The organism is Phenylobacterium sp. (assembly GCF_030680185.1).
Classification (GTDB): Bacteria; Pseudomonadota; Alphaproteobacteria; order Caulobacterales; family Caulobacteraceae; genus Phenylobacterium.
The window spans coordinates 109,912-132,105 of record NZ_JAUXVZ010000032.1 but is presented as its reverse complement, the minus strand read 5'-3'; the positions used below and the strand labels follow the sequence as shown (position 1 = coordinate 132,105).

Here is a 22,194-nt window from a genome sequence, read left to right as displayed (position 1 = left end):
CGACGTCAGATCTGCGCCTACAGGCGATCCTCCGGCACGGCTGCGCCGGGCGCCTCCCGGGGCGTGATCAGGCGGCCGAGCTTGGGCGCCAGCCAGCGCTCGAAGTCGTCGACGATCTCATAGACCACCGGCACCAGCACCAGCGACAGGATGGTCGAGGTGATCAGGCCGCCGATCACGGCGACGGCCATGGGCTGGCGGAACTCGGCGCCCTTTTCGAGGGCGAGCGCCGTGGGCAGCATGCCGGCCGCCATGGCCACCGTGGTCATGACGATGGGCCGGGCGCGCTCGCGGCAGGCCTCGATCAGAGCTTCGCGCTGGGGCATGCCCTCGCGCTCGCGCTCGATCGTGTACTCGACCAGCAGGATCGAGTTCTTGGCCGCCAGGCCCAGCAGCATCAGGAAGCCGATCAGCGACGGCACCGAAAGCGAGAGCCCGAAGGCGAGCAGCCCCAGGAAGGCTCCGCCCACGGCCAGCGGCAAGGCCGACAGGATCACGATGGGCTTGAAGAAGCTGCGGAAAAGCAGGATCAGCACGGCGAAGATCATCGAGACCCCGGCGAAGACCGCAATCCCCATGGCGCCGAACAGCTCCATCATCGCTTCCAGCTGGCCGGTAGCCGCCGGCGCGACCCCCTCGGGAAGGTTCTTCATGATCGGCAGGGCCTGGACCTTCTTGTTGGCGTCGCCGAGCTCCACGCCGTTGAGCTCGGCCTGGACGGTGAGCTGGCGTTTGCGATTCAGACGCTCGATGCGGGCCGGACCGGCCTGGAACTCCACATCGGCCACGGCGCCCAGGGTGGTCACGCCCCCGGTCGCGGTCGGCAGGCGAAGGCCCCGGATAGCTTCCAGGTCGGTGCGGGCGTCTGCAGGCAACCGCAGACGGATGGGCAGGCGCCGCTCGCCAATGGTCATCTTGGCGACATTGGCGTCGATGTCGCCGACGGTGGCCACCCGGGCGACGGAGGCGATCTGTTCAGCGCTGACGCCAAGCCGCGCCGCCTCGGCGGCCCGCGGGCGAATGATCAGCTCCGGCCCGACGGGCGGCACCGACGGCCGGGGTTCGGCGATCTCGGGCACGCCCCGCATCTGCCGCTCAAGCTCGAGGGCGGCTTCGCGAAGGGCGTCGGGGTTCTCACCGGTCAAGACAATCTGGATACCGGCCTGGCCCTGGCCGTCGAGGAAGGTCACCCGGGCGTCGGGGATTTCCCGCAGCGCTTCACGCATTTCACGACGGATTTCGTCGCCGGACAGGTCGCGGCCCTCATTCAGCAGAACCGTGACGGTGCCGCTGCGTAGGTCGCTCCCGCCGCCGCCGCCACCACCGGGACCCTGGGCGACCACGGTCGAGCCGATCTGGGCGAAGACATTGGTCACTTCAGGCCGCCCGGAGAAGGTGTCGGTGATGCCGCGGACCACACCTTCCATGTGCTCGGCGGTGGCGCCGGGCGGCCCCTGCACATTCACATAGAGGTAGTCGGGATCCCCGGCGGGCTGGAACCCTTGGGGCAGCAGGAGGGTCAGGGCCAGGGACACGGCGAACAATGCGCCGCCGACCATGCAGGCCACGATCCGGTGGTCCAGGGCCCAGTCCAGGCTGTTGCGATAGAAGCCCGTGAAAGGCTTGCGCTCCTGGGCGTGGGCCGCCGGCTTGAGCAGATAGGCGGCCATGAGCGGAGTGAGCAGACGGGCCACCAGCAGGGAAAAGATCACAGCCACAGAGACGGTGATGCCAAACTCGGTAAAAAACTGTCCGGCCATACCGCCCATGAACGAGACCGGAGTAAACACCACCACGATCGACGCCGTGGTGGCCACGACGGCCAGGCCGATAGCGTCGGCGCCTTCCAGCGCGGCTTGGTAGGGCCGCATCCCGGCGATGATTCGTTTCTCGATATTCTCCACCTCGACGATGGCGTCATCGACCAGGATGCCGATCACCAGGGTCAGGCCCAGCAGGGTGACGACGTTCAGTGAAAAGCCCAGCAGATCCATCACAAAGAAGGTGGGGATCAGCGACAGCGGCATGGCGACCGCAGCGATGGCCGTCGAGCGCCAGTTGCGCAGGAAAACGAACACCACCAGGGCGGCGAGCCCCATGCCTTCCAGGAGGACGTTCTGGGTGGCGTGGAAGCTGGCGCGGGTCTCGTCCACCGACGAGAAGATCTTGGTGAAGCTGACGCCTTCATACTGCTGCTCAAGCGCGGCCATAGCATCGAGCACCCCGTCCTCGACCTCCACGTCGCTGGAGTCGCGGGTCTTGGTGACCATGAAGGCGACCACGGGCTGGCCGTTCAGCCGGGCGAAGCCGCGGGGCTCGGAGGCGCCATCGCCGACGTCGGCGATGTCCGACAGGCGAACATAGCCCCCCTGGCCTGTGGGGATGGTCAGGTCGCGCAGGGCCTCGACGCTGCTGACGGCGCCCAGAACCCGCAGGTTCTGCTCCTGGCCGCCGATGGCGACCCGGCCGCCCGGCGCATCGAGATCGAAGCTGCGCAGGGCGTTGTTGACCTGGGTCGCCGTCAGGCCGCGAGCCGCCAGGCGGTCGGGATCGAGGACGACGTTGATCTCGCGAGTCACGCCGCCGACCCGGGCGACCTGGGCCACGCCCTCGCTGGCCTGCAGAGCCCGTCCAACGGTGTCATCGACAAACCAGGACAGCTCGACATCCGACATGCGGTCGGAGGCGACCGCATAGGTCATGATCGGCTGAGAATCGAACTCGATCCGCTGGACCGTCGGCTCGTCGATCTCCCGCGGCAGCAAGGCTCGGGTCTGATCGATCCGGGAGCGGACGTCGTCCGTGGCCTTTTGCAGGTCTTCGCCAAGCTCGAACTCGACCATGGTCACCGAGGCGCCCTGGGTGATGGTCGAATGGATGTTCTTGACGTTGGGGATGCCCGCCAGGGCGTCCTCCACCGGCCGGGTGATCTGGGTCTCCATCTCGCCCGGCGCGGCCCCGCTCTGGGTGACCGTGACGGAAACGGCTGGGAACTGCACGTTGGGGAACAGCTTCACCGGCAGATTTCCATAGGAAATCATTCCGGCCAGCGTCAGGGCGACGAAGAGGACGACGACCGGAACCGGGTTGCGGATCGCCCAGGTTGAGATGCCCGTGGGGTGCTCCGCGCTCATTTCGCCGGCTCGGTCTTGGCGGCCGGTTGGGCGGCCGGTTGGGCGGCCCGCGGGGTCGCCGAATTCGCCGTCGGCGCAGTGGCGCCGGCTGAGGCCCGGACGGGCCGGACAATGTCGTTCTCAAGCAGGAAGGAACCCGCGCTCTCGACCACCAGGGCGCCGGCCGGCGGACCGCGCACGAGCTCGACCTGCCCGCCGCCCCGGGCGCCGGTGGTGACCGCGACGCGCTTCACGCGATTGTCCTCGCCCACCACCATGACGCTGGCGCCGTCGCCGTCATAACGCACGGCGGTCTCGGGCACGGTCAGCGACGACGATCCGCCGCCCTCGAAGGCGGCGCTGGCGAAGCCGCCGGCGCGGATGTCGGGGCGATTGGGCAGGCGGATCCAGACCTCGCCCAGCTGGCTGGTGTTGTTCACCTGCGGGCTGACCAGGCGCACGGTCCCCTGGACCGTCTGGCCATTCTGAAGGGCCACCTGAACCGACTGGCCCTCGCGGATGCGGGCCAGGTCGGCCTCGGACACTTCGGCCCGCAGCTCGATCAGGCCATCGCGGGCGATGACGAACCAGGGGGTCGTCCCAGCGCCAGACTGATCGCCCGGCCGGACATTCCGTTGCAGCACAAGCCCCGACACCGGGGCCGTGACCGAAAGCCTCGCCAGGCGGGCGCGGATATCTGCGAGCCCCGCAGCCTGGGCCTCGGCCTGGGCGCGGGCGCTGCGGGCCTGGAACTGGCGCTGTTCGATCTGTTCGCTGGACAGGACGCCCTGGCCTTCGAGGCCTTGCACGCGGGCGGCCTGGCTCTCGGCCTGCTGGGCCTGAACCTCGGCCTGGGCCAGGGCGGCTTCCTGCTGTTGCAGCTGCGACTGGAGGAGCGCGCCGTCGAGGACCGCCAGGGCCTGGCCCTGGCGCACATAGGCGCCCGGCTCGACCAGCACGCGGGCGACGCGATAGCCGGCGATCTCGGCGCTGACCGCGGCCTCTTCCCGCGGGACCAGGGGGCCGGAGGCCGCGACAGAGCCGCTGATCGATCCGGCGGACACCGGCACGACCGTCACGGCGCGGGCCTGTTGCTCGGCCGTTTCGCGGGGCGCGTCCTCGCTGCAGGCGGCCAGGGCGAGCGCGCTCGCGATCATCACGATCAGGGCGACGGGGGCTGTGCGGCGGGTCGCCGGAGATGTCTGGATCTGCATCATGCCATCCGCCTCAGCGGGCTTGGGTGTTGGGGGGAAGGTCCTGCGACGGCCAGCCGCCGCCGAGGGCCTTGAAGGCCTGAACCGCCCGGCGCTGGGACTGCACCTGGGCGCCGGTGAGCTGGGCGCGGGTGGCGCGCCAGGTCTGCTCGGCGCCCAGGGCGGTCTGCAGGTCGGTAAGACCGATATCGTAGCCAAGCCTTGCGGACTGGTAGGCCCGCTGGGCGCGGGCTTCCCCGTCGGTCAGCAGGTCCACCCGGCGGCGGTCGGCCGACAGTCGGACCAGGGCGCTTTCAGCCTCGGCATAGGCGGTCTGCACCACCTTTTCGTAGGCGATCACCGCCTGTTCGGTGCGGGCGTCCTGGGCGCGCATGTCGAGCAGGAGCTGGGGAATGTTCAGCACCGGCTGGGACACATTGGCCCCGATGCTCCAGTTCTGAGTGGTCGCCTCATAGCCCGGCTGGACCGTCCGCGAGATGCCCAGGCCCGGCGTCAGGGTGAAGGTCGGAAAGAAGGCGAGCTGCGTCACCGCCAGGCGACCGGCCGCCGAGCGCACCCGCGCCTCGGCCTCGCGCACATCAGGGCGGCGGGCCAGGAGTTCGCCGGGCACCGCGGCGGGAACCGGCGGCGGAAGGCCGGCCAGCGGCGGGGTGGAGACACCGGCCAGGGGCGCCGTCCCGCGGCCGACCAGGACGAGCAGCGTCCGCTGCTGGGCCTGGAGTTCGGCCTCCAGGCTCTCGACCTGGCTGCGGGCCTGGGCGAGTTCGCCGGCCACGCGGTCGGAGTCGGAACGGGCGGCGATGCCGATATCGACCCGCTGCTGGGCGACATCATAGAGCGACTGCTGGACCCGGGCGCTCTCGCGGGCGTCCTCAAGCTGGATGGCCAGACCGCGGGCCTGGAAATAGGCGTCGGCCACATTGGCCGCCAGGCTGGCGCGGGCGCCCTCATAGGCGAAGCGGGCGGCGGCCGTGTCACCCTGGGCCGCACGACGGGCGGCGAAGAAGCGGCCGAACAGGTCCAGCTCCCAGCTGACATTGAAGGCGCCCTGGTAGCTTTCGCTGGTTCCCGAGGTGGACAACCCGGGCACGCTGATCTCCTGACCGTCGATCTGCTCGGTCTCGGTCTGCCGGGCCGAGCCGGTCAGCTGGCCCTGGGGCAGAAAGCTGGTGAGCGCGCTGGCGGCGGTCAGCCGGACCTCGCGCAGCCGCGCCGCCGCGCTCTGGGCGTCGGGGCTCCGCACCAGGGCCTCATCGATCAGGGCGGTGAGCTCAGGATCATTGAAGGACAGCCACCAGGCGTCCAGCACCTCGGCCGAGGCCGCCGCCGCATCCACCGTCGGATAGGCTTCGGGAAGATCGATCTCAGCATCCCGGGCGGTCGCACAGGCGCCCAGGGCGAGCAGAGCGGACAGGGCGAGCGAAGACGTCAGACGCATGGCAGTCCTGCAAGGCCGCGAATCGGGAATCATCATACCGCCCCAGGAGGTAATGCCGCCTAAACAGCGACGCTTCCCAAACCACAGGTTCGCGACGCGGGAATTGCAGCGCCGATACAAACCTCAAGCCGCGCCGTCACAGAGGTAACATCCTCGGTGGCGTGGCGCCTGCGCCGCGGTTAGGCTCGCCCCCAAACGACAACCCTGCGCAGAGTTTCAATGAAAAAGCTCCTATTTGCGGCGGTCGCCTCAGTGGCCCTGATCGCCGCCCCTGCCCTGGCGGCCCCCTCCATCTCCGGCGAACGGATCGGCCAGCATGTCGAGGTCCTGGCCTCCGACGCCTTTGAAGGCCGCGCGCCCGCCACCCCGGCCGAGGCCAAGACCATCGCCTATATGGTCGAACAGCTGAAGGCCGCGGGCCTCAGCCCCGCCGGCGACATCAAGGACGGCCAGCGCCTCTGGACCCAGGACGTGCCGCTGGCCCGGTTCGAGATCAAGGGCCCTGTGGAGGCGACCATCCTGGCGCCGGGCGCGGCGATCACCCTGCGTCAGGGCGAGGAGATCGCCATCCGCGCCGCAGCCAACGGCGCCGATCGGGTCGATATCGACAACGCGCCCATCGTCTTCGCCGGCTATGGGGTCGTGGCGCCGGAGCGCGACTGGGACGACTTCAAGGACATGGACGTCAAGGGCAAGGTCGTCGTGGTCCTGGTCAACGATCCCGACTATGAGGCCGGCGAAGGCGACTTCGGCGGCAAGGCCATGACCTATTATGGCCGCTGGACCTACAAGTACGAGGAAGCCGCCCGCCAGGGCGCACTCGGCCTGCTGGTCGTCCACGAGTCCGAGCCGGCCTCCTATGGCTGGGCGACGGTCAAGAACTCCAACACCAACGAGATCTTCGACATCATCCGCGCCGAGCCGGCCAAGGCCCATGTGCCGGTGGAGGGCTGGATCCAGCGCGACGTGGCCGTCGATCTGCTGGCCCGGGCCGGGTTGGACTTCGAGGCCCTCAAGGCCGAGGCCCAGACCCGAGACTTCCAGCCGCGCCTGCTGGAGGGCGTCTCCTTCTCCACCGCCTTCGAGGTCGATGCTCGCCAGATCATCAGCCAGAACGTGGTCGCCGAAGAGCCCGGCTCCGAGTGGCCCGACGAGCGCATTCTCTACACGTCCCACTGGGATCATCTGGGCGTCGGCGCGCCGGACGCCTCAGGCGACACCATCTATAACGGCGCGGTGGACAACGCCGCGGGCATCGGCGCGGTGATTGAGATCGCCCGGGCCTTCGCGCAAGGGCCGGCGCCGAAACGCAGCGTCGGCTTCCTGCTGGTCACCGCCGAGGAAAAGGGCCTGCTGGGATCGGAATACTACGCCGCCAATCCCCTCTATCCCCTCGAAACCACCGTGGCCGTGCTGAACCTGGACGCGCCGTCTCCGGCCGGCCCGGCCAAGGACTTCTCGGCGGCCGGCGACGCGGCCTCGCAGCTGCAGGACATGCTGATCGCCAAGGGCGAGGCGCAAGGGCGGACCTTCAAGCCCGATCCCCGTCCCGAAGCCGGAAGCTTCTTCCGCTCCGACCACTTCCCCTTCGTGCGCGCCGGCGTGCCTGCGATCTCGTTCCGCTCGGGCCAGGATCTGGTCGAGGGCGGACTTGAGGCCGGCCAGGCCTGGTCGCGGGACTACACCGCCGAGCAGTACCACCAGCCCGCAGACGAATACGGACCCGACTGGAACCTTGAAGGCATGGCCCAGGACGCCGACATGCTGTTCCAGCTCGGCCTCGACCTGGCCAATTCCAGAGATTGGCCGGAATGGAAGGCGGGCTCGGAATTCAAGGCCGCCCGCGACGCCACCGCAGCGGCGCGCAAGTAAAGGGACGACGACCGATGACCGGACAGGTGCGTGCAGGAATCGGGGGCTGGACCTTCGAGCCCTGGCGGGGCATCTTCTACCCCCAGGGCCTGCGGCAGGCCGATGAACTGGCCTATGCCAGCGCGCACCTTCCGGTCATCGAGATCAACTCCACCTACTATTCCAGCCAGAAGCCCGAGAGTTTCGCCAAGTGGGCCGCCGCCACGCCCGAGGGCTTCGTCTTCACCCTGAAGGCCTCGCGCTTCTGCACCAACCGCAAGGTGCTGAAGGAGGCCGGCGAGTCGGTGGACAAGTTCCTGAACCAGGGGATCGCTGAACTGGGCGACCGGCTGGGCCCAATTCTCTGGCAGTTTATGGCCACCAAGCGGTTCGACGCCGAAGACTTCGAGGGCTTTCTGGACCTGCTGCCATCCAAGCTGGCGGGCCTGCCCCTGCGCCATGCGGTGGAGGTCCGCCATGAAAGCTTCGCCGACCCGGCCTTCCTGGCCCTGTGCCGGGCGCGCAATGTGGCGGTCTGCCTGACCGAGCACGCCGAGTTTCCGATGATCGCCGATCCGGTGGCCGACTTCGTCTACGCCAGGCTGATGGCCGGGTCCGATGACATCGAGACGGGCTACGAGCCCAAGGCGCTTGATCAGTGGGCGGATCGTCTACAGGTCTATGCCGCCGGAGACGCGCCCGACGACCTGCCGATGCTGGAGGCTGCGCCTAAGACCAAGGCCCGCGAGGTCTTCGCCTTCTTCATCAGTGAGGGAAAGGTGCGCGCGCCCGCCGCCGCCCAGGCCCTGATGACGCGTCTGAAGGCCTGACCGTCAAAGAAAAAACGCCCCCGCGCAGGACGCGGGAGCGTTAGATCGTAAGAATACGAAACTGTCTGGCTTAGCTGCCAGGGAACCGCATCGGGACCTTCACCTGGCCCGTCTTGGCGCCCATGGGCAGGACTTCGGCGACGCAGAGCGCGGCCTTGTCGAAACCCTTGCCGGCAGCGCTGTCCTGCAGAACCTTGCAGCCCGACAGCTTGCCGCCGTCAGCACTGCATTCCAGCATGACCGTCGCCGCTTCACGCGTATTGGCGTGCTTCGACAGACAACGAGCCATGCTTTCTTCAAACGAAGCCGCCACAGAGGCGTTCGCCAGAACGAGGCTCACGAAGAGGCCCCCACCGATTGCGATGATCTTTTTCACCTACCCACTCCTTCTAGACCGGAAGTGAGAGCACCATCGGGGATTCAGGTTAAAATTGTCTAATCCATCCAAGAAAACGATAGTAAATAAACATAAACCATAATCTCTTTGGGTAAACGCCATCGCCTTCACTTGCCCGTCTCTATATAGGCGCGGCCGCGGGCGAACGACGGCGCTGATGCAACCCTCGGTGAGGAACTGTTAGCAACCTGCCGTTCATTATGCCCTGGCTGGATAGGAAATTCAGGCCTGTCAGGGGGATGGAACAGCGATGCGCTTTCGGCTTGTGGACTTACCTTTGATCGTGAAGATCGGCTTCGCGCCGGCCTTCGCCTTGCTCATGCTCGCCGCCGTTGCGGGCGGGACCATTTATATGCAGCAGGCCCAGACCAGGGCCTTGCAGCAGGTGGTTCACACCGACATGCCTAACAGCCTGCGGATCCAGCAGATTTCTGAACGGATCAACGCCGTTCATGGCCAGCTCTACTTCCTCCTGACCAAGCAGGCCGCGGCCCTCGAGGTCGAGACCATCGACGCCCAGGCCCAGCAGATGCTCGCCGAGGTGGACGCCATCGCCGCCGATGCGGCCACCGCCAAGGCCACCGCGCCGGCCAGCCAGCAGGCGGCCTTCGACACCCTGATCCAGGACCTGACAGAGACCCGCGAGGCGCTGGACATCATCGCCGCCTTGCTCTCGGTGGACTTCACCACCGCTGCGAGCTTCGCCGCGCCCTTCGAAGAACAGTATACGGAGATGACCGCCAATCTGGGCGCCATCGTCGCCGAGACCCAGGCGGCGACCGACGCCCGGGCTGCGGCCAGCGAGGCCCGTGCGGCCCTGGCCCGCAATGTCACCATCGCGGTGGTCCTGATCACCCTGCTGGCGGCCGGCGCCCTGGCGCTGATGTCGGTGCTGACCATGCGCCGGGCGGTCAAGCGCATCGCCGGCGCCACCGAGCGCCTGTCCCGCGGCGACAACGAGGTCAATCTCGACGTCCTGGCCCGCAAGGATGAGCTCGGCGCCATCGTCGGCTCGCTGACCGTGTTCCGCGACAACCAGATCCAGATGGAACAGCTGCGGGCCGACCAGGAATCCTCCCGCCAGTCCGCCGAAGAGTCCCGCCGCCAGAGCGCCGAGGCCGCCGCCGCCGTGGCCGAGGAGCAGGCGCGCGTGGTCGGCGAGCTGGCTCGGGCCCTGTCGCACCTGGCCGACGGCGACCTCACCTATCGACTGGAGACCGACTTCCCCGGCGAATATCAAAAGCTCCGCGACGACTTCAACGCCGCCGTGGCCAAGCTGGAAGACGTCATGGGGGCCATCGCCTCGACCACCGGCGCGATCACCTCTGGGGCGACCGAAATCTCGTCGGGCGCCGACGACCTGTCCCGCCGCACCGAGCATCAGGCCGCCACCCTCGAAGAGACCGCCGCGGCCCTCGACGAGATCACCGCGACCGTCCAGAAAACCTCCAGCAGCGCCGATCAGGGTCGGGAAGCCGTCACCTCGGCCCGGGCCGACGCCGAGCGCTCCGGTGAAGTCGTCCGCCGCGCGGTGGCCGCCATGGGCCAGATCGAACAGTCCTCAGCCCAGATCAGCCAGATCATCGGGGTGATCGACGAGATCGCCTTCCAGACCAACCTGCTGGCCCTGAACGCCGGGGTCGAGGCCGCCCGGGCCGGCGACGCCGGCCGCGGCTTCGCCGTGGTCGCCTCCGAGGTGCGGGCGCTCGCCCAGCGCTCGGCCGAGGCGGCCAAGGAGATCAAGGCCCTGATCAGCGCCTCGACCGAACAGGTGTCCCAAGGGGTCGGCCTGGTGGGCGAGACGGGCAAGGCCCTGGAGCGGATCGTGTCCCAGGTGACCGAGATCAACGGGCTGGTCAGCGAGATCGCCGCCTCGGCCAAGGAGGAGGCGCTGGGCCTGGCCCAGGTCAATACGGCGGTCAATGAGATGGACCACGTGACCCAGCAGAACGCCGCCATGGTCGAGCAGTCCACCGCCGCCAGCCGCGTCCTGGCCGATGAGTCCCGCGAACTCGCCAAGCTGGTGGGACGGTTCAGGGTTTCGGCCGGCCAGCCCGCCGCCTATCGCTCGGCAGCCCCCGCCCCGCGGGCTGCGCCCCGACCGGCCGCAGCGCCCCGCGCCGCGACCCGAGGCGCCACAGCCCTGGCCCTGGCGCCCGCCGCCCAGGAAGAGGGCTGGGAAGAGTTCTAAGGCCCTTCCCTGACCGACTGAGCTGATCGAAGCGTGCGGCCCCCCGCGCGCTTCTTTCGTTTTCAGCACATGAACCTCGGCCGACGCCGGGGCTTGACCGACGAGGCGTCACAGGTCCGCAGTGTCGAAAACAGCGGAAGACGCCCCATGGCCCAGTTTTCGATGGACGACCTGATGTTCCGCCCCGGCCTGATGGCGGGCGAACGGATCCTGATCACCGGCGGCGGCACGGGGCTGGGCAAGGTGATGGCGGAGGCCTGCCTGATGCTGGGCGCCGAGGTCTATATCTGCGGCCGGCGCGGCGGCGTGGTGGAGGCGACCGCCAGCGAACTGATGGCGGCCCACGGCGGCAAGTGCGTGGGCCTGGCCTGCGACATCCGCGTGCCCGACGCCATCGAGGCCATGCTGGACGCCATCTGGGCTGACGGCGGCGCCCTGACCGGTCTGGTCAACAATGCGGCGGGCAACTTCATCAGCCGCACCGAGGACCTCTCGCCCCGGGGCTTCGACGCCATCTCCAACATCGTCTTCCGCGGCGCCTTCTTCGTCACCCAGGGCTGCGGCAAGCGCTGGATCGCCGAGGGCCGCAAGGCCTCGGTCGTCTCCATCCTGGTCACCTGGATCTGGAACGGCGGCCCCTACACGGTGCCCTCGGCCATGTCGAAGGCGGGCATTGCGGCCATGAGCCAGTCGCTCGCTGTGGAATGGGGCTCCTACGGCATCCGCTTCAACAATATCGCGCCGGGTCCCTTCCCCACCGAGGGCATGAGCGCGCGGCTCAATCCCAGCCAGGGCGAGGAGACCGGCGGCGCCTATGGCGACATGAGCAGCAACCCCATGGGCCGGGTCGGCGACATGCGCGAACTGGCCAATCTGGCCGTCTATCTGCTGCATCCCCTGTCGGCCTATGTGAACGGCCAGACCATCGCCATCGACGGAGCGTCCTGGCAGGCCACCGGCGGCAACTTCTCGCGCCTGCGCGCCTGGGGCGACGATGAGTGGCAGGCCGCCCGCAAGGCGATCCAGACCACCAACGAGAAGGACCGCGCCCAACGCACCGTCTGAACAGGCCCGGGCGAGAACGTGGTTAATCGGGCCTTAACGGCTGGGGGCCAGGATGGCGTCATGCGTCTCGCCCTCGCCCTTCTGCTGGCCGCACTGACGGGTCTCCCGGCGTCTGCCCAGACGGACGGACGCCTGGACCTGTCTCGGCCGGGCGCGGGCGCCCTTGGCCTGCGGGGGGCCGGCGACCTGGCCCCCGAGGCTTCAGGAGCCGCCGGCGCGGCGGGCGAAGCCACGTCGGCGCCGGGGACGATCGACCTGAATCTGCGCCCCCTGGCGGGACCTGTGCTGATGTCGTCCCCCCCGCCGCCAGACGCCCAGGCCTGCCGGATGTCCTGCGCCCAGACCTATTATTTCTGCCTGGCCGATAACGCCTCCGACGAATGCCCCCAGGCCTGGGGGCAATGCCGGCTGGGCTGCGGCCCTGGCGGCGGCGGCGCACCCGCCGTCTGACCCAGCCCGGCCCTGCGGCGCCCAAGGGGCAAGCGGGCGGCCTGAATATCAGGGGCCTGACGACCACGTGCGTCAGACCAGTGGCGCTGGCCAATACCACGGCCTAGAATGACACCCGTCAGTTTTGCGTACGGAGTCGCATGTCCCAGCTCGCCATTCTCCCGGCCGGAAAGCGCGCCAAGACCAAGGTCCAGAACCGGACCGCCATATTGGACGCCGCGCGCGAGGTGTTCGGTGAGATCGGCTACGAACCTTGCACGGTGCGCGACATCATTCGCCGGACCGGCCTCGCCGCCGGCACCTTCTATAACTACTTCAAATCGAAGGAGGAGGTGTTCGCCGCCCTGGCCGACGACGGCGCCCGGCGGTTCGGCCCGATCCTGAAGGCCCTGCGCAGCCAGAACGACGACTTCGAAAGCTTTTTGCGCGCCGCCCTGCGGGCCTATTTCCGGTTCCTCGCAGACGAATACCAGAACTGGGCCGCCCGGCGACCGGCCGAGGAGCACCTGCACGTCCAGGGTCAGACCCCGGAGATGGAGGCGGTGTTCAGCGAGGTGCGCGCCGCCATCCTGGACGCCATCGCCCGCGGCGGGGTGCCGGCCGCCGACGCCGACTATCTGGCCGCCGCCTGCATCGCCATCGCCCGCGAGGTGGGCGACCAGATGCTGAACCGCCGCCCCGTCGACGTGGACGGCGCCACGGCCTTCTCCACCGCCCTCATCCTCTCGGGCCTCAAGGGCCTGCCCCAGGCGCAACCGGCGGAAGACCGCTGATGCGCGCCCTGCTGGTCGAGGAACTGGCGGCCGACTATGGCGGCTGCGTCCTGAAGGAGGTCGAGACGCCCGCCCCAGGGCCTGGCGAGGTGCTGGTGCGGGTGCGGGCCGCAGCGGTGAACTTCCCCGACCTGCTGCAGACCCGCGGCGAGTATCAGCACAAGCCCGCCCTGCCCTTCATTCCCGGCATGGAGATCGCGGGCGAGGTCGAGGCCCTGGGCGAGGGCGTCGAGGACTTCCAGATCGGCGAGGCCGTCGTCGGCGGCGCGCGGATCGGCGGCTTCTCCGAATTTGCCGTCACCCCGGCCAAGGGCCTGCGCCGCAAGCCTGAGCGCCTCTCCTTCAGCCAGGCCGCGGGCTACGCCACGGCCTATCTCACCGCCTATGTGTCGCTGGTGCGCCGCGCCCGGGCCGAGCCCGGCGAGTGGGTGCTGGTGCATGGGGCGGCCGGCGGGGTGGGCCTGGCGGCCGTCGATCTCGCCCGTCACCTGGGCTGCAAGGTCATCGCCGCCTCGGCCTCGGACGCGAAGCTGGCCATTGTCGCCGACGCCTATGGCCCGGACGCGACGGTCAATGTCACCGGCGGCTTCCGCGAGGCGGTCAAGGCGATCACCGGCGGCCGCGGGGCCGACATCATCTATGATCCCGTGGGCGGCGACGTGTTCGACGAGAGCGTGCGCTGCATCGCCTTCGACGGCCGGCTGCTGTCCATCGGTTTCACCTCCGGCCGGCTGCCCGTGCTGCCGGTCAACCTGGCGCTGATCAAGGGCTTCTCCCTGATGGGCGTTCGCGCCGGCGAGTATGGCCGCCAGTTTCCTGACAAGGGGCGTGAGAACCAGGCGGCGATCTGGGCCCTGGCGCAGGCCGGCCAGGTCACCCCGCGGGTCCATGCCGAATATCCCCTGGCCGACTGGCGCGCCGCCTTCGACAGCCTGGCTCTGCGCCAGGTGGTTGGCAAAGCCGTCATTCGTCCCGATCTCTGACGCCACATCCTCGACGAAAGACCGCCATGACCATCAACAGCCAGGAAGATCTGGAAAAGCTCAGGATCATCGGCCGACTGGTCGCCCAGACCCTCGAGGCCATGGGCAAGGCGCTGGAGCCTGGCATGACCACCGCCGAGCTGGACGGGATCGGCCGACGCCTGCTGGAGGCGGAAGGCGCGAGGCCTGCGCCTGAGCTCACCTACGGCTTTCCCGGCGCCACCTGCATCTCGGTGGGGCCAGACGTCGCCCACGGCATCCCCGGCGAGCAGAAGATCGTCGCCGGCGATCTGGTGAATATCGACGTCTCCGCCGAGCTCGACGGCTATTTCGGCGACACCGGCGCCAGCTTCGCCGTGCCGCCGGTGTCCCGCAAGGTGGAGCGTCTGTGCCGCGATGGTCGCCGCGCCATGTGGAGCGGCATCCGCGCGGTGCGGCCCGGCGCGCCGCTGAACGCCATCGGCCGCAGCATCGAGGGCTTCGCCCGGCAGAACGGCTACAGCCTGATCCGCAACCTCGCCAGCCACGGGGTCGGCCGGTCCCTGCACGAGGAGCCTGAGAGCATCCCCACCTGGTACGAGCCGGGCGATCGCCGCCAGATCACCGAAGGCCTGGTCTTCACCATCGAGCCCTTCCTGGCGCTGGGCGAAGACTGGGTGGACGAGTTGGACGATGGGTGGACATTGCGCCCCACCGGCGGCGGTCCGGCGGTGCAGTACGAGCACACCCTGGTCGCCACCCGCAACGGGCCGATCATCATGACCCTGGCCAATTGAGGGACATTCGGCCTTTTCCGCAGCCGAGCGGTTGACGGGGCCAGGTGGTTGGCGTATCTCCGCGCCTCGTTTTTCTGAGCTGGAGCCAACAACGTGAAGCGGACATATCAGCCGTCGCGACTCGTGCGTAAGCGCCGTCACGGCTACCGCGCGCGCATGGCCACCAAGAATGGCCAAAAGGTCATTCAGCGCCGCCGCGCCAAGGGCCGCAAGCGTCTGAGCGCCTAAGGGCGTTCGCTGAGCGGCAGAATCGAGGTGTCGGCGTGACCGACGCCCCCATCAAGATCGAGCGCCTGCGTAAGCGTCCAGACTTTCTGGCCGCCGCGCGGGCGTTTTCGTGCGCGAGGGGCGCCGTGGTCGTCCAGGCCCGCGACCGGGCCGATGACACGGCCCTGGTCCGCGTCGGCTTCACCGCCACCCGCAAGGTGGGCGGCGCTGTGGTCCGCAACCGCGCCAAGCGCCGCATGCGGGCCGCCGCCCACGAGATTCTACCGAGCCTGGCGCGCCCCGGATTCGACTATGTTCTCATCGCCCGAAGCGGCGCGCCGGCCCGGGCCTGGCCGCGTTTGCTTGACGATGTGAAAAGCGCGCTGATAAGCCTCGCCACCGAAAGCGACCGGCAGGCGCGTCCGTCTGCGACCGCAACCCCTCCTCCCGCCTGAGCGCGCTGACTCCATGCAAAATGACAACACCCGCAACACGATCCTGTTCGTGGTCAGCGCCATCATCGTGCTGGTGGTCTACCAGTTCCTGGTGATCGAGCCGGCGGCCAGGCGCCAGCAGGCCGAGGCCGCCCGGGCCGCCGCCGCGGACGCGCCTGTGGCGCCCGGGACAAATCCGGTCGGCCGCGACCCCGCTCTGCCCTCGGGACCGGCGCAGATGGCTGACCGCGCCACCGTCGTGGCGCGCACCGCCCGGGTGCCGGTGGCGACGCCCTCTCTGACCGGCTCCATCGCCCTGCGTGGCGCGCGGATCGATGACCTGTTCCTCAACAACTACAAGGTCAGCGTTGATTCCGACGCCGACCCCGTCGAGCTGCTGCGCCCCGAGGGCGCGGAATATGCCTGGTTCGCCGAGTTCGGCTGGACCGGGGCCAACCTCACCGGCCTGCCCACGCCTGACACCCGCTGGACCCTGGTCGAGGGCGATCGCCTCGCGCCCGACTCGCCGGTCACCCTTCGCCACACCAATGGCCAGGGCCTGACCTTCACCCGCCAGATCTCGGTGGACGACCGCTACATGTTCACCGTGACCGACACGGTGGCCAATACCGGCGAGGGCTCGGTGACCCTGGCCCCCTATGGCTCGGTGCAGCGTCAGGGCATCCCGGCCGACCTCGGCAAGAACCAGATCGTGCACGAAGGCGCGGTCGGCTGGCTGGGCGAGGAGCTTCGCCTGGTGAAGTACAACAAGTGGGCCAAGGACGGCGGACCCGAGGTCACCTCCCAGGGCGGCTGGCTCGGCATCACCGACAAGTACTGGCTCGCGGCCCTGATCCCCGACCAGGACGAGACCCTGAAGGGCGAGTTCCGCGTCACCCGCGCCGGGCCGGTGGAGATCTTCGAGGCCAACTATGTGGGCCAGCCCCGGACCATCGCCTCTGGCCGCCAGATCACCGAGACCACCCACTTCTTCGCCGGCGCCAAGACCGTGCCGGTGCTCAAGGCCTATGAGACCGACCTCAACATTCCCCGGCTGGACGCCGCCGTCGACTGGGGCAACTTCTGGTTCCTGACCCGGCCGCTCTTCAGCTTCCTGCACTTCATCTATCAGCACATCGGCAATGTCGGCCTGGCGATCCTGGCCCTGACCGTCGTGGTCAAGCTGATCTTCTTCCCGCTGGCCAACAAGAGCTACGAATCCCTGACCAAGATGAAGAAGGTGCAGCCTCAGATCGAGGAACTGCGCAAGAAGTACAAGGACGACCCGGCCAAGCAGCAGCAGGAGCTTCTGGGCCTCTACAAGACGGAAAAGATCAATCCGCTGACCGGCTGCCTGCCCATGCTGGTGCAGATTCCCGTCTTCTACGCCCTCTATAAGGTGCTGACCGTCACCATCGAGATGCGGCACGCTCCCTTCTATGGCTGGATCCAGGATCTCTCGTCGCGGGACCCGACGACCATCTTCAACCTGTTCGGCGCCATCCCGTGGGACCCCGGCACAGTCCCGCTGATCGGCGGCTTCCTGAACGGCCCGCTGCATCTGGGCGTGCTGCCGCTGCTCTACGGCTTCACCATGTGGCTGACCACGGCCATGAACCCGCCGGCCACCGATCCGATTCAGCAGCGGATTTTCCAGCTGATGCCGATCATGTTCACCTTCATCATGGCGCCGTTCGCCGCGGGCCTGCTGATCTACTGGATCTGGAACAACATCCTGACCATCGGCCAGCAGTACATCATCATGCGCCGCTTCCAGGTCGATAACCCGATCGACAGCCTGATCAATCGCTTCAAGGGCAAGAAGGCGGTCACTTGAGCGCGCCCGACGAACTCTTCGACGACGCGGCCCTGGAGGCCGCCCGCATCCTCTTCGCCCGCAAGGCGGAGTTCATGATGGGGGCCGTCGCCATGGACGGCCTGCCGGCGCCGGACCTGCCGGAAGTGGCCTTCGCCGGTCGCTCCAACGTGGGCAAGTCCTCGCTGATCAACGCCCTGGTGGGCCACAAGCACCTGGCGCGGGCGTCCAATTCGCCGGGCCGCACCCGCGAGGTGAACTTCTTCGTGCTGGACGAACGCCTTCGCCTGGTGGACCTGCCGGGCTACGGCTTCGCCCGGGCCTCGCGCACCGAGGTCAAGAAGTTCCAGAACCTGGGCCGGGACTATCTGCGCGGCCGGCCGAACCTGAAGCGCGCCTATCTGCTGATCGACGCCCGCCACGGCCTGAAAGAGGTGGACGGCGATCCCATGGACGCCTTCGACCGGGCCGCCGTCTCCTATCAGATCGTCCTGACCAAGGCCGACAAGCTGCGCCCCGCCGCGGTGGAGGATGTCCGCCGCCGCACTGAGGCGGCCATCGCCAAGCGCCCGGCCGCCTTCCCCCGGGTGATCGCCACCTCGGCGGAAACCGCCGCCGGCCTAGCCGAACTGCGGGCCGAGATCGCCGCGGCCTGCGAGATCACCGAGGTCTAGGGCAGACGGTGGAACGCCCTCAGGGCGCCTTCACCGTCTCGCCGCCCTTCATCACGAACACCGGGGCCTCCAGCAGGGTGACGTCGGTCAGGGGATCGCCGCTGACGCCGATCAGGTCGCCCCAGGCGCCGGGCGCCACGACCCCCACCTCGCCCGCCTGGCCCAGCGCTTGGGCGGCGTTCACTGTGGCGGTCTGGATGGCCTGGAGCGGGGTCGCCCCATAGCGGACCATGACCGCGAACTGGCGGCCATTCTGGCCATGGGGATAGACCCCGGCGTCGGTGCCGTAGACCATCTTCACCCCAGCCTTGAGGGCCTTGCGGAAGTTCTCCCGCTGGATCTCGGCGATGTCGCGGTCCTTGCGCAGATTGTCCTCCAGCACGCCGTTCTTGCGCCCCTCGGACTGGGTGTATTCGGTGTTGTAGATGTCCATGCTGAACCAGGCGCCGTGTTCGCGGGCCAGCCGGATGCCTTCATCGTCCACCAGGCTGGCGTGCTCGATGGTGTCGACGCCCCCCAGGATGGCGGCGCGAATGCCGGGCGCGCCGTGGGCGTGGGCGGCCACCTTCATCCCGGCCATGTGGGCGGCTTCGGTGACGGCCTTGATCTCATCGAGGGCCAGTTGCTGGGCGCCGGGCTCGGAGCCTCGGGAGAAGACCCCGCCGGTGGCGCAGATCTTGATCACCTGGGCGCCGTACTTGCGCAGGGTCCGCACATTGCGCCGGGCCGCCTCCGGTCCATCAGCCACATAGGGGCTCTTCTCATCCATGGACGGCGGGAAGAAGGTGGAGTCGCAGTGGCCGCCTGTCGCGCCGAAGGAATAGGCCGCCGTGACGATGCGCGGTCCGGGGATGTGCCCCTCGGCGATCGCCTCGCGCAGGCCCACATCGCCATAGAACTCGGAACCGACATTGCGCACCGTGGTGAAGCCCGCTTCCAGGGTGTCCTTGGCGCTGCGCGTCCCCACCGCCGTCCAGAAGGCGTCGGAGTACTGCAGATAGTTGTAGCCCCCATAGACCGGCGTCGAGGTCAGGTGGACATGCATGTCGATCAGCCCCGGCAGCAGGGTGACGCCGGGCAGGTCCACCCGCGTGGCGCCTGCGGGATCGGCCGGAGCCTGGGCGGCGCTCGCCACCTGGGTGATCTTGCCATCGGTGATCACCACCACGGGGTCGGCCAGCATGCGGCCCGTAGCGGGGTCGAGCAGATGGGCGGCTCGCACGACGACGGTCTGCGCCTGAGCCCCGAAGGCCATGAGGCTGACGGCCACGGCGCCCAGCAGGCGGTTTCGAAGAATGTCCTTGCCCATGGGCCTGTCCCCCGACTCGTAGGTCCCCTCTGGACCCTATCCGGGCATAGGCGTGCGGCGGGGCGGCGTCGATTCGAGATTCATGCCCCCGGCCCGCCTCATCGCCGGCGCCGAAGCTGCGGGCGGCGGGTGACACAGAAGCCGCCGTCGGCTATCGGGGCCATCCACGTCCAGGGAGCCGCGGCCACGTGACCGACACCACCGAAGAAGAAGGCTGGGCGACGGCCCGCACCCTGGCCGAGGCCCTGCCCTTCATCCAGCACTACGACCGCGAAACCGTGGTCATCAAGTATGGCGGCCACGCCATGGGCGAAGAGTCGGTGGCCAAGCTGTTCGCCGCCGACGCGGTGCTGCTGAAGATGCTGGGCGTCCACCCGGTGGTCGTCCATGGCGGCGGGCCGCAGATTTCCCGGATGCTGGACAAGGCCGGCGTAAAGTCGAGCTTCGTCGACGGCCTGCGGGTCACCGATGCGGCCACCATGGAGGTCGCCGAGATGGTGCTGTCGGGCGCCATCAACAAGGAGATCGCCAACTGGATCACCCTGGCCGGCGCCGAGGCCGACGTCCGGGGCGTAGGGCTGTCGGGCAAGGACGCCCGCCTGATCACCGTCGAAAAGGCCGTCCGCACTCGCAAGGACCCCGACAGCCAGATCGAACAGGCCGTCGATCTGGGCTTTGTGGGTGAGCCCACCAAGATCGATCCCAAGCTGATCGAGGCCCTGATCTACGCCGACGAGGACTATGTCCCGGTCATCGCCCCGATCGGCGTCTCCAAGGCCGGCGAGACCTACAACATCAACGCCGACACCGTGGCCGGCGCCCTGGCCGGCGCCCTGCGCGCCAAGCGCATGCTGCTGCTCACCGACGTCAAGGGCGTGCTGGACGCCAATGGTCAGCTGATCCGCGAGATGAATCTCGCCCAGGCCCGCGAGGCCATCGCCTCGGGCGTCGCCACCGGCGGCATGATCCCCAAGCTGGAGACGGCCATCAATGCGGTGGAGTCCGGCGTCCAGGCCGTGGTCATCCTCGATGGCCGTCGCCCGCACGCCATGCTGGTGGAGCTGTTCTCCGAGCATGGCGCCGGGACTCTGATCTCCGCATGAGCGCCGACCTCGTCCACGTCGACACCTGGCTGTTCGATCTCGACAACACGCTCTATCCGGCCGAGTCGGGCTTCATGGCCCAGATCGAGGCGCGGATGACGCAGTTCGTGGTCAAGGTCACCGGCCTGCCGACCGACGAGGCCTTCGCCCTCCAGAAGCGCTATCTGGTCGAACATGGCCTGACGCTGAGGGGCATGATGGAGCATCACGGCGTCGATCCCGCCGACTTCAACGCCCTGTTCCATGACCTCTCCCTCGAAGCCCTGGCCCAAGACGCCGACCTGCTGGCGGGTCTTGAGCGCCTGCCCGGCCGCCGGCTGATCTTCACCAACGCCGACGCCTTCCATGCCGAACGGGTCCTGACCCATCTGGGCCTGCACCACCTGTTCGACGACGTCTTCCACATCGATTCCTTCGGCTTCCGGCCCAAGCCTGATCCGGCCGCCTTCCAGGCCATGCTGGACACCCACGGCCTGGCGCCTGAGGCCACCGCCTTCTTCGAGGACTCCGAGCGCAACCTTGCGCCGGCCGCCGCCCTGGGCATGACCACCGTTCTGGTGGGCGCCCACGCTCCGGCCTCGACCGCCCCCTTCGTCCGACATCGCACCGAAAAGCTGGCGCCGTTCCTGGCGACCGCACGCCTCAGGGAGACCCGCTGATGACCGCGCTGACCTTTGACGATCTGAAGACCGAGATCGAAGCCGCCTGGGAGGCCCGCGACGGACTCTCGACAGCCACCAAGGGCCCGGTCCGCACGGCGGTGGACGAGACCCTGCGCCTTCTGGACGAAGGCCGCCTGCGGGTGGCCGAGCGGGCCGAGGACGGCCAGTGGGAGGTCCGCCAGTGGGCCAAGCAGGCGATCCTGCTGTCCTTCCGCCTGAACCCCAACAGCGTCATGCATGCGGGTGCGCCGGGACCCTACTGGGACAAGGTGCCGACCAAGTTCGACGGTTGGGACGCGCCCCAGTTCCAGGATGCGGGTTTCCGCGCCGTGCCGGGCGCCGTGGTCCGCCGCGGCTCCTACATTGGCAAGAACGTGGTGCTTATGCCGTCCTTCGTGAACATCGGCGCCTATGTGGATGACGGAACCATGGTCGACACCTGGGCCACGGTCGGCTCCTGCGCCCAGATCGGCAAGGGCGTGCACATTTCCGGCGGCGCCGGCATCGGCGGGGTGCTGGAGCCCCTGCAGGCCAACCCGACCATCATCGAAGATGGCTGCTTCATCGGCGCACGGTCGGAGGTCGCCGAGGGCGTGATCGTCCGTGAGGGCGCGGTGCTGTCCATGGGCGTCTTCATCACCGCCTCCACCAAGATCATCGACCGCAAGACCGGCCAGACCTATCGCGGGGAAGTGCCGGCCTATTCGGTGGTGGTGCCCGGATCCCTGCCCGATCCCCACGGCGTCGGCCCCTCCCTCTATTGCGCGGTGATCGTCAAGACGGTGGACGCCCAAACCCGGTCAAAGACCAGCGTCAACGAACTGCTCCGCGACTAAAAAACTTCAACCTTCGCCGCCTTCCGCATCACGTCCTGCTCACACCTCGCGCGTCACGCCCTCCGCAGCGTC

The 22,194-nt window shown here is 68.5% G+C and carries 20 protein-coding genes; 15 read left to right on the top strand and 5 right to left on the bottom strand.

Going from position 1 to position 22,194, the window contains the following annotated elements; translation table 11 throughout:
* Positions 1-17 precede the first annotated feature (17 nt).
* From Q8L83_RS07540 to Q8L83_RS07530, 3 genes are read right to left on the bottom strand one after another with little or no spacing between them, the layout of a single operon-like run.
* Positions 18-3,134, bottom strand: a complete 3,117-nt coding sequence (locus tag Q8L83_RS07540) for an efflux RND transporter permease subunit (protein ID WP_305285704.1) — start codon at positions 3,132-3,134, stop codon at positions 18-20.
* Entirely contained in the window at positions 3,131-4,330 is a 1,200-nt protein-coding gene (locus tag Q8L83_RS07535; RefSeq protein ID WP_305285703.1) for an efflux RND transporter periplasmic adaptor subunit, read from the bottom strand. Before Q8L83_RS07535 ends, Q8L83_RS07540 begins: the two co-directional genes overlap by 4 nt.
* Positions 4,331-4,340: 10 nt before the next feature.
* Entirely contained in the window at positions 4,341-5,765 is a 1,425-nt protein-coding gene (locus tag Q8L83_RS07530) for an efflux transporter outer membrane subunit (RefSeq protein WP_305285702.1), read from the bottom strand.
* A 219-nt stretch (positions 5,766-5,984) separates the two neighbouring features.
* Between Q8L83_RS07530 and Q8L83_RS07525 the strand changes: the two genes are divergently transcribed.
* Positions 5,985-7,637: a M28 family peptidase gene (locus tag Q8L83_RS07525; protein ID WP_305285701.1), complete on the top strand. Its 1,653-nt coding sequence runs from the start codon at positions 5,985-5,987 to the stop codon at positions 7,635-7,637.
* A gap of 14 nt (positions 7,638-7,651) precedes the next feature.
* A complete protein-coding gene (locus Q8L83_RS07520; protein WP_305285700.1) occupies positions 7,652-8,446 on the top strand; it encodes a DUF72 domain-containing protein in 795 nt (264 codons plus the stop codon).
* 70 nt (positions 8,447-8,516) lie between these two features.
* On the opposite strand, the gene Q8L83_RS07515 is transcribed toward Q8L83_RS07520, so the two are convergent.
* Positions 8,517-8,822 carry a hypothetical protein gene (locus Q8L83_RS07515; protein WP_370868369.1) on the bottom strand — a complete coding sequence of 102 codons (306 nt, stop codon included), beginning with the start codon at positions 8,820-8,822 and terminating at the stop codon, positions 8,517-8,519.
* Between the two features lie 271 nt (positions 8,823-9,093).
* Here Q8L83_RS07515 and Q8L83_RS07510 point away from each other — a divergent pair, with 271 nt between their 5' ends.
* The 10 genes from Q8L83_RS07510 (at position 9,094) to yihA (ending at position 18,212) form a co-directional block, all read left to right on the top strand.
* Positions 9,094-11,034 (top strand): methyl-accepting chemotaxis protein, encoded by a 1,941-nt coding sequence (locus tag Q8L83_RS07510; RefSeq protein WP_305285699.1) that lies wholly within the window; start codon positions 9,094-9,096, stop codon positions 11,032-11,034.
* Positions 11,035-11,181: 147 nt separating this feature from the next.
* Positions 11,182-12,099 carry an SDR family oxidoreductase gene (locus tag Q8L83_RS07505; RefSeq protein ID WP_305285698.1) on the top strand — a complete coding sequence of 306 codons (918 nt, stop codon included), beginning with the start codon at positions 11,182-11,184 and terminating at the stop codon, positions 12,097-12,099.
* A gap of 60 nt (positions 12,100-12,159) precedes the next feature.
* Positions 12,160-12,549, top strand: coding sequence for a hypothetical protein (locus Q8L83_RS07500; protein ID WP_305285697.1), 390 nt, complete (start codon positions 12,160-12,162; stop codon positions 12,547-12,549).
* 140 nt (positions 12,550-12,689) lie between these two features.
* The gene (locus Q8L83_RS07495; protein WP_305285696.1) at positions 12,690-13,322 is read left to right on the top strand and encodes a TetR/AcrR family transcriptional regulator; all 633 of its coding nucleotides are present in this window, start codon (positions 12,690-12,692) and stop codon (positions 13,320-13,322) included.
* Complete coding sequence (locus tag Q8L83_RS07490) at positions 13,322-14,305, top strand: NADPH:quinone oxidoreductase family protein (protein ID WP_305285695.1); 984 nt, start codon at positions 13,322-13,324, stop codon at positions 14,303-14,305. Before Q8L83_RS07495 ends, Q8L83_RS07490 begins: the two co-directional genes overlap by 1 nt.
* Positions 14,306-14,331: 26 nt before the next feature.
* Positions 14,332-15,081 carry a type I methionyl aminopeptidase gene (gene map, locus Q8L83_RS07485; RefSeq protein ID WP_305285694.1) on the top strand — a complete coding sequence of 250 codons (750 nt, stop codon included), beginning with the start codon at positions 14,332-14,334 and terminating at the stop codon, positions 15,079-15,081.
* 93 nt (positions 15,082-15,174) lie between these two features.
* Positions 15,175-15,309, top strand: a complete 135-nt coding sequence (gene rpmH, locus Q8L83_RS07480) for a 50S ribosomal protein L34 (RefSeq protein ID WP_293317463.1) — start codon at positions 15,175-15,177, stop codon at positions 15,307-15,309.
* A gap of 35 nt (positions 15,310-15,344) precedes the next feature.
* Positions 15,345-15,743, top strand: a complete 399-nt coding sequence (gene rnpA / locus Q8L83_RS07475) for a ribonuclease P protein component (RefSeq protein ID WP_305285693.1) — start codon at positions 15,345-15,347, stop codon at positions 15,741-15,743.
* A gap of 13 nt (positions 15,744-15,756) precedes the next feature.
* Positions 15,757-17,559: a membrane protein insertase YidC gene (gene yidC / locus Q8L83_RS07470; protein ID WP_305285692.1), complete on the top strand. Its 1,803-nt coding sequence runs from the start codon at positions 15,757-15,759 to the stop codon at positions 17,557-17,559.
* The gene (gene yihA, locus Q8L83_RS07465) at positions 17,556-18,212 is read left to right on the top strand and encodes a ribosome biogenesis GTP-binding protein YihA/YsxC (RefSeq protein ID WP_305285691.1); all 657 of its coding nucleotides are present in this window, start codon (positions 17,556-17,558) and stop codon (positions 18,210-18,212) included. The genes yidC and yihA overlap by 4 nt, the downstream gene beginning before the upstream one ends.
* A gap of 19 nt (positions 18,213-18,231) precedes the next feature.
* On the opposite strand, the gene Q8L83_RS07460 is transcribed toward yihA, so the two are convergent.
* Entirely contained in the window at positions 18,232-19,521 is a 1,290-nt protein-coding gene (locus Q8L83_RS07460) for an amidohydrolase family protein (protein ID WP_370868368.1), read from the bottom strand.
* Between the two features lie 188 nt (positions 19,522-19,709).
* Between Q8L83_RS07460 and argB the strand changes: the two genes are divergently transcribed.
* From argB to dapD, 3 genes are read left to right on the top strand one after another with little or no spacing between them, the layout of a single operon-like run.
* The gene (gene argB / locus Q8L83_RS07455) at positions 19,710-20,624 is read left to right on the top strand and encodes an acetylglutamate kinase (RefSeq protein ID WP_305285690.1); all 915 of its coding nucleotides are present in this window, start codon (positions 19,710-19,712) and stop codon (positions 20,622-20,624) included.
* Positions 20,621-21,283, top strand: coding sequence for a pyrimidine 5'-nucleotidase (locus Q8L83_RS07450; RefSeq protein ID WP_305285689.1), 663 nt, complete (start codon positions 20,621-20,623; stop codon positions 21,281-21,283). Before argB ends, Q8L83_RS07450 begins: the two co-directional genes overlap by 4 nt.
* Positions 21,283-22,122 carry a 2,3,4,5-tetrahydropyridine-2,6-dicarboxylate N-succinyltransferase gene (dapD, locus tag Q8L83_RS07445; RefSeq protein ID WP_305285688.1) on the top strand — a complete coding sequence of 280 codons (840 nt, stop codon included), beginning with the start codon at positions 21,283-21,285 and terminating at the stop codon, positions 22,120-22,122. Before Q8L83_RS07450 ends, dapD begins: the two co-directional genes overlap by 1 nt.
* Positions 22,123-22,194: the final 72 nt, after the last annotated feature.

What these genes read in the sequence shown, in the direction of transcription:
- Q8L83_RS07540 (WP_305285704.1), bottom strand. Translation starts at nt 3,134, where the DNA reads ATGAGCGCGGAGCACCCCACGGGCATCTCAACCTGGGCGATCCGCAAC.
- Q8L83_RS07535 (WP_305285703.1), bottom strand. Translation starts at nt 4,330, where the DNA reads ATGATGCAGATCCAGACATCTCCGGCGACCCGCCGCACAGCCCCCGTC.
- Q8L83_RS07530 (WP_305285702.1), bottom strand. Translation starts at nt 5,765, where the DNA reads ATGCGTCTGACGTCTTCGCTCGCCCTGTCCGCTCTGCTCGCCCTGGGC.
- Q8L83_RS07525 (WP_305285701.1), top strand. Translation starts at nt 5,985, where the DNA reads ATGAAAAAGCTCCTATTTGCGGCGGTCGCCTCAGTGGCCCTGATCGCC.
- Q8L83_RS07520 (WP_305285700.1), top strand. Translation starts at nt 7,652, where the DNA reads ATGACCGGACAGGTGCGTGCAGGAATCGGGGGCTGGACCTTCGAGCCC.
- Q8L83_RS07510 (WP_305285699.1), top strand. Translation starts at nt 9,094, where the DNA reads ATGCGCTTTCGGCTTGTGGACTTACCTTTGATCGTGAAGATCGGCTTC.
- Q8L83_RS07505 (WP_305285698.1), top strand. Translation starts at nt 11,182, where the DNA reads ATGGCCCAGTTTTCGATGGACGACCTGATGTTCCGCCCCGGCCTGATG.
- Q8L83_RS07500 (WP_305285697.1), top strand. Translation starts at nt 12,160, where the DNA reads ATGCGTCTCGCCCTCGCCCTTCTGCTGGCCGCACTGACGGGTCTCCCG.
- Q8L83_RS07495 (WP_305285696.1), top strand. Translation starts at nt 12,690, where the DNA reads ATGTCCCAGCTCGCCATTCTCCCGGCCGGAAAGCGCGCCAAGACCAAG.
- Q8L83_RS07490 (WP_305285695.1), top strand. Translation starts at nt 13,322, where the DNA reads ATGCGCGCCCTGCTGGTCGAGGAACTGGCGGCCGACTATGGCGGCTGC.
- map (WP_305285694.1), top strand. Translation starts at nt 14,332, where the DNA reads ATGACCATCAACAGCCAGGAAGATCTGGAAAAGCTCAGGATCATCGGC.
- yidC (WP_305285692.1), top strand. Translation starts at nt 15,757, where the DNA reads ATGCAAAATGACAACACCCGCAACACGATCCTGTTCGTGGTCAGCGCC.
- Q8L83_RS07460 (WP_370868368.1), bottom strand. Translation starts at nt 19,521, where the DNA reads ATGGGCAAGGACATTCTTCGAAACCGCCTGCTGGGCGCCGTGGCCGTC.
- Q8L83_RS07450 (WP_305285689.1), top strand. Translation starts at nt 20,621, where the DNA reads ATGAGCGCCGACCTCGTCCACGTCGACACCTGGCTGTTCGATCTCGAC.
- dapD (WP_305285688.1), top strand. Translation starts at nt 21,283, where the DNA reads ATGACCGCGCTGACCTTTGACGATCTGAAGACCGAGATCGAAGCCGCC.